The sequence below is a fragment of the Bacillus sp. GMs2/2 genome, assembly GCF_050172095.1.
GTDB classification, from domain to species: Bacteria; Bacillota; Bacilli; order Bacillales; family Bacillaceae_G; genus Bacillus_A; species Bacillus_A cereus.
Map to the genome: position 1 here is coordinate 1 of NZ_JBNLYE010000214.1, position 6972 is coordinate 6972.

Here is a 6972-nt window from a genome sequence, read left to right on the forward strand (position 1 = left end):
AAAGTTTGAGGATACGCCAATTTAGCATGTGAAGCTGCTCTTATTTTCCCGTGTTCTTCAAAAGGAATGTGAAGAGGAGTGATATTCCACTCAGCATTTATCCAAGGCAGTATCAATGATTCATCTTTTAGTTCATCTAATAAAATATATTCAAAATGCAAATTAAAAATAGAAAGAAGTGGTTTCGGAGTATTTAGATGGGAGAATCCATCAGTGGGTAGAGGAGAGTGAACTACAGTATGATGACCATCTTGAAACAATGGATAATATACTTTGTGAATTCTATATGATTCAGATGATAACGACATATCAAAGTAAAACGAGAAATAGGCTATTCCTATTAAACAATATTGAAATGAATGATTGTTTGATAAAAGTTGTGACGCTATTAAATAATCATAGTATAGATCTTGCGATGGAAGTGTTAATTTTATTGACTTTTTTGAGAGAAGCTCCGTACTTATGCCACAATGTGGATAAGACAAACCGGTAGCAAACAATTCATACGTCGGATCACTCTTTGCTTTTTTCATAGAAATGTATAAAGACATAAGATCCGGATTTATTTGATAGATAGAAATTAATTTATCCTTCCATTCATACATGTATTTTGTTAAATTAATAATTTTTGAACTTTGCACGCCCCTATTTATCAAATCATTTGTAAGTTTTTCTGCGTCCCCTCTCCAAATGACTATATATTGAAAAGAACTTTCTAGACGAACAACATCTGAAACGTCCACAACATGAACTATTGTTTTACATTTATTTTTGTCTAACGTATTTCGAATCCTATCCCCTGATAATTCATCACTTAAAACAATGATTTTATATTGCTCCTTCATGTACATCCCCTCCATTATATGTATAATATGAAATTCATTTTTAATTCGTAACAATCATATACACCTGCAATCTAACAAAAAATAGCTCCACCATTAGGCGTAGCTATTTTTACAATTATTGCTTATTCAAATTATATTCCTTTATCTAACTCATAAAGTTTACGATACTTTTCATTTTCTTTCAGAAGTTGTTTATGACTACCTTGCATGACAATTTGGCCACGATCAAGGAATATAACTTCGTCTACATGTTCTATTCCTACAAGATGGTGCGTAATCCAAATAACCGTCTTTTCTTCCGTTGCAGAAAACATTGTTTCAATTAAAGACAATTCTGTTTTTGGATCTAAACCGATAGTCGGTTCATCAAGTACAATAATTGGTGTTTCTTGCATAAGAGTTCTAGCAAAAGCAACCCTTTGTCTTTCCCCACCAGAAAACCGCTTTCCCATTTCATGCATTTTTGTTTGTAATCCGTCTGGAAGAGAAGTAACATGTGAAGCTAATTGTGCTTTCTCTAAAGCTTTCCATATCTCTTCATCCGTCGCCTCTGGTTTGCCAATTCGTACATTATTTCCAATTGTCGTATCAAACAAATGGGGCTTTTGATTTAATACAGAAATATATTTAGATAAAAGATTCGTATGAGCTCGTTCACCATTTAGTACAACTTGGCCATTTACTGGGCTTAACGCCCCTGTTAACAATTTTAGTAAAGTAGATTTCCCTGTGCCACTTCTCCCTAAAATAGCAATTTTCTTCCCTGCTTTTATTTGTAATGATACATCTTTTAATACAATCTCATTACTATCTGGATAACTATACGATACGTGATTCAGTTCAATATCTACATGTTTTGGTTCAATATAATCTTTCTCTCCATGCAAATCCGTTTCATCATGTAAAACACTATCACTTTCTACGCCATTAAGACGATGGGTAGATTCTACATACGACGGTATTCGATCGATGGCATCTGCAATAGGAATAAGCGCGTTCGTTACAGATAAAGTCATTAATACGAAAGCTGCGATAACTGTAGGAGCAATTTGTTCACTTGCCGCTTCATTACCAGTCCATATGATCATCGAAATAACTACAATACCTACTACTAATTGAATGATACTGTCCCGAATATGATACCAGCGTTTCACTCTCTTTTCGATTTTTAACAACTGATCATTTTGTTTTACATACTCATTAATAAATTCATCTTTACGACCACTTGCTTGCCAATCAGATAATCCAAAAACAGCATCTGTCAGTTGTTGATACAAACGGTTTCTTCCTTGCTTTAAAGTAACATGATGTTTCTTCATCAAAAGTAATGATACAAACGGAAGAAGAAAAACGATAATAGCTAACATACAACCTACAATAAGTGCAAAAACAAAATCAAATGCACCGATAACAAGTACGAAGATACTATAAACAACTAGCGCTAATATGCTAGGAAATATTGTACGTAAATATAGGTTTTGCAAATGCTCTATATCTTCGGATAACACTCCTAACATATCACCCGTTTGAAATCGAGAACGGAAAAATAACGCCTGTGGTTCTACTATTCTATATAGCCTCGTTCTCATTTTTTCTAATATACGTAGTACGACATCATGTCCAACTAAGCGCTCTATATAATGAAATACAGCTTGCCCTATACTAAACGCTCTTGTTGCAACAATAGGAACATATACAGCCATTACATTTTCTGGTCTAAGGGCAGATTTTGAGATCAAATAACCTGAAATAAAAAGTAACATCGCTCCTGAACTAACTCCAAGAAGACCAAGGAAAATAGTTAAAGTCATTCTACCTTTATTTTGTTTTATATAAGGTTTAACCCAGTTACTCATTTCTCTCCCCTCTCTTCCCTATGAAAATGTAATGTCTCATTCTCTAAAAGTTCTTCATACGTCCCACTTTCTTTCATTTCCCCTTTATTTAAAATAAGAATATGGTCCATTTGTTTCATCCAATGTAGACGGTGGGTTGCTAAAAATACTAACTTTCCATTAAATAGACGTAACATCGCTTGCTTTATTTCAAATTCGGTTTCAATATCAAGATGTGCCGTAGGCTCATCTAATAAAATGATTGGTTTTTTACTTAAAAGCGCACGCGCCATAGCAACACGCTGTTCTTGTCCGCCACTTAGCATACGTCCACCTTCCCCAATTCTTTCGTGCATCCCATTTGGAAGTGATGTAACGAGTGAACGAAGGCCGACTTCATTAATAACTCTTTCAACTTCTTCATCTGTTGCATTTGTTTCATAAAAACGAATGTTATCCTTTAATGAAAGCGGAAAAATATAAGGTTGCTGCGGAATATAAGCGATATTTTTTTGCCAATCTTCACGAGTAGATCCATCAACTTCTAGACCATTTACTAACATCTTTCCACTCGAAGGAGATAAAAAACCTGCTAATACGTCGATTAACGTCGATTTGCCTGCACCACTTTCACCAATAACACCAATAGCACCGTTACCTTCCCAAGTAAAATTAATCCTTTCTAATATAGCCTTTTCAGATTCAGTATTATTAACTTTGATATCTTGTAATTTCAAGCTACTAGAGGCATTCCATACTATGTCTTCGTTTAAATCTTTCTTTTGTATTCCTTTTTGTTGTTGCAAAATCTCTTCTATTTGCTCCATCGCAATTTGTCCATCTAATGTCGCATGATAATTTGCTCCCACTTGTTTAATCGGCAGAAAATATTCCGGAGCTAAAATCAAAATTGTAAGGGCTGGTAATAGTATAATCGTTCCATCTATTAAACGTATCCCTAATCCAACTGCCACAAACGCGATTGATAAACTCGTAAAGAAATCTAATGCAAAAGAAGAAAGAAAAGCAACTCGCAAAGTACGCATCGTTGCTTTTCTATACCTTTTACTTACTTTTTCAATCTTTCCTTCGTGCTGTTCACTTTTCCCTAAATACTTTAATGTTTCTAAACCTTTTAACGTATCTACAAAATGGTTCGAAAGTACACGATATATCTCGTACTGACTATCTGCCATTTTTTGCGCTGCTAATCCGAGAAGAATCATAAATATGATCACGATAGGAATCGTTACAACTAAAATGATTCCAGACTCAATATCTAGCGTAAAAACGTATAGTGCAATTAGACCTGGAACGATGCTACTTCTAATCATTTTAGGAATCGTTAATTCAATATATGTTTTAAATTTCTCAATCCCTTCAATTGATAAGGTAACCAGATGACCAGTTCCAACAGTTTGAACATACCTTGGACCTAATGTGAAATATGCCTCTATTAGTTGTTTTCTTAGTAACGACCCTGTTTTTTCAGCAAAACGTTCCACTAATATTTGTGATGTTCGAACTACTATGTGACGCGCTGCAAACGCGATACCAAAATAAACAATTTCACTTAATATTGTTTGTACTGTCTCTCCATGAAATAAAAACGTAATAGCTCGTGCTAAAAAGATTGTTTGCGCAATAATACTAAAAGCTTCTAAAATACTAATAATCGTTAACGCTACATATAAAATACGGCTACCGGGATAAGACGGAAGTCCTCTTTTTCTTTTCATTAGTACTCCAAATCGTTGTCTGACTTAACAGGTTGTCTAAATACATAATAACTCCATATTTGACTTCCGATAACGAAAGGCAAAATAGCAATCGCAAAGTAAGTCATAAGTTTTAATGCATAAGCTCCTGATGCTGCGTTGTAAATTGTCAAATCATTCATTGCTCCTAAAGAGCTAATCATAACACGTGGGAACATACCGATAAATACACTCGCACTTAGTAAAATGATTGTTAAACTCGTCATAAAGAAAGCCCAACCATCTCTTCTTCTTTTATTTAATAAAGTGGACACTAATAGTGCTACAAAAGCTCCGATTGGCACCATAATCCATTCTGTTCCATGAGCAGTGAAAATGTCGGTTTTCCATAACCCCACACCAGCAAAAACAAGAAGTGTAATTAATGAAAATGGTGCAATTTTTATTGCAGCAATTCGTGCACGTTCTCTCAATTTACCAGTTGTACGTATCGTAAGAAATTGTAATCCGTGAACAATACATAGCAGGAGAAACATTACTCCTCCAAGTAACGCAAATGGATGAAGTAATTGCAAGAATCCACCTACAACATTTTTACTCTCATCAATAGGTACACCTACCATAAAGTTTGCAATCGCAACTCCCCAAAGGATAGGAGGTAACATACTTCCAATAAACATCCCCCAATCCCATGCACTCTTCCATTTATGATTATCTATTTTCGCGCGAAATTTAAAAGAAACACCTCTTAAAATTAAAGCAAGAAGCATAAATACAAATGGAATATAAAAACCACTAAATAAAGTTGCATACCAGTGCGGAAATGCTGCAAACATCGCTCCGCCAGCACAAACAAGCCATACTTCATTCGCGTGCCAGAACGGTCCTATTGTATTTAAGTAAACTCGTTTTTCAAAATCATTCTTTCCTAAAAACCTCGAAACCATTCCTACCCCAAAGTCGAAACCTTCCAGTACAAAGAATCCAACAAATAAGATTGCAATAACTAAAAACCATAACTCATTAAGAGATAACATACTCTTCCTCCTTATCAAATGGATCATGGCTTTGATAATCCTTTTTCGTTTTCTTATTCTTGTGGCCCTTAATGGTACGAACAAATAAGTACACACAAATTCCACCCATAATTAAATACATTGATGTGAATGAAATAAGTGAGAATAATACTTCACCGAATGTTACATTTGGTGATACAGCATCTTCTGTTTTCATTACACCAAATACAACCCAAGGTTGACGACCCATTTCAGTCATAATCCACCCTACTGTATTACCGATGAATGGAAGAGAAATTGCATACACCATTAATTTTAAATACCACGTTTTTTCAGCTAAACGATCTTTTCTTGATAAGAACCATCCGTAAGCTCCTAGAAGAAGCATGAATGTTCCACTCATTACCATCGCTCTAAAACTCCAAAACATTGTATGCACTGGAGGAATATAATCTCCAGGTCCATATTTTTCCTCATATTGTTTTTGAATTTGATTCATCCCTTCAACTTGACCGCTAAACTTATCATACGATAATAGACTTAGCATATAAGGGATTTGAATTTCAAACGAATTTTCTTTCTTCTCTGTATCAATTTTCGAAAATACTGTAAATGGTGCTGGATCCTCACTTGTATTCCATAGCGCTTCAGCTGCCGCCATCTTCATTGGATGTGTCTTAATTAATTGTTGCGCTTGTGCATGACCGAAGAATAATACAAGCGCCGTTGTAATTGTTCCAACAATGATAGAAATTCGGAAAGATTTTTTAAATACTACAGTTTCTCGTCCTTTTGTAATTTTCCATGCACTTACACCAGCAATAAAGAATGCACCTGTTGCAATTGCCGCTGTAATTGTATGCGGGAATTGTACCCATAGTTGTGGGTTTTGAATAATGGCTAAGAAATCATTCATTTGCGCACGACCATCAGCTGCCATTTCATACCCGACAGGTGACTGCATAAATGCACTTGCAGTTAAAATCCAGAATGCTGATAACATCGTTCCAATTGAAAGGAGCCAAATACACATTAAGTGAATTCGCTTCGGTAATTTATCCTCACCGAATACCCATAACCCCAGGAATGTAGACTCAATGAAAAATGCCAGTAATCCTTCAATCGCAAGTGATGGACCAAATACATCACCTACAAAACGTGAATACGTTGACCAGTTCATACCAAACTGGAATTCTTGTAAAATACCTGTTACTACACCTACCGCAAAGTTAATAAGGAATAATTGCGTCCAAAACTTTGCCATCTTCTTATATACTTCTTGCCCTTTTACCACATACAACGTTTGCATGATCGCAATAATAAAAGCTAAACCAATTGACAGCGGAACAAAAAAGTAATGGAAAATCGTTGTTGATGCGAACTGTATTCGTGCCAATTCGAGCGTTTCCATACTAAAATCACTTCCTTCATAGTTTTTATAATAAAAGTTAATTGAGCAATCTTATCAAACTCAATTATTAAGAAATACGAAAAGACAAAAACATTCTGTATGTATTGTCGAAAAATATTAAGTTTCAGTTTTTCAAACTATTGTAAT

General features: G+C 34.9%; 5 protein-coding genes. All 5 read right to left on the minus strand.

The window, feature by feature from the left end:
* A partial coding sequence (locus ACQGS6_RS20250) for a hypothetical protein (protein WP_426965490.1) occupies positions 1–845 on the minus strand: 845 nt, incomplete at its 3' end.
* A 131-nt stretch (positions 846–976) separates the two neighbouring features.
* On the minus strand, positions 977–2701 hold the full coding sequence (gene cydC / locus ACQGS6_RS20255) for a thiol reductant ABC exporter subunit CydC (RefSeq protein WP_000073645.1): 1725 nt from the start codon (positions 2699–2701) through the stop codon (positions 977–979).
* On the minus strand, positions 2698–4419 hold the full coding sequence (gene cydD / locus ACQGS6_RS20260; RefSeq protein ID WP_065228659.1) for a thiol reductant ABC exporter subunit CydD: 1722 nt from the start codon (positions 4417–4419) through the stop codon (positions 2698–2700). The genes cydC and cydD overlap by 4 nt, the downstream gene beginning before the upstream one ends.
* Positions 4419–5435, minus strand: a complete 1017-nt coding sequence (gene cydB, locus ACQGS6_RS20265; RefSeq protein ID WP_000950083.1) for a cytochrome d ubiquinol oxidase subunit II — start codon at positions 5433–5435, stop codon at positions 4419–4421. The genes cydD and cydB overlap by 1 nt, the downstream gene beginning before the upstream one ends.
* Complete coding sequence (gene cydA, locus ACQGS6_RS20270) at positions 5422–6825, minus strand: cytochrome ubiquinol oxidase subunit I (protein ID WP_000448872.1); 1404 nt, start codon at positions 6823–6825, stop codon at positions 5422–5424. Before cydA ends, cydB begins: the two co-directional genes overlap by 14 nt.
* Between the last annotated feature and the right edge of the window lie 147 nt (positions 6826–6972).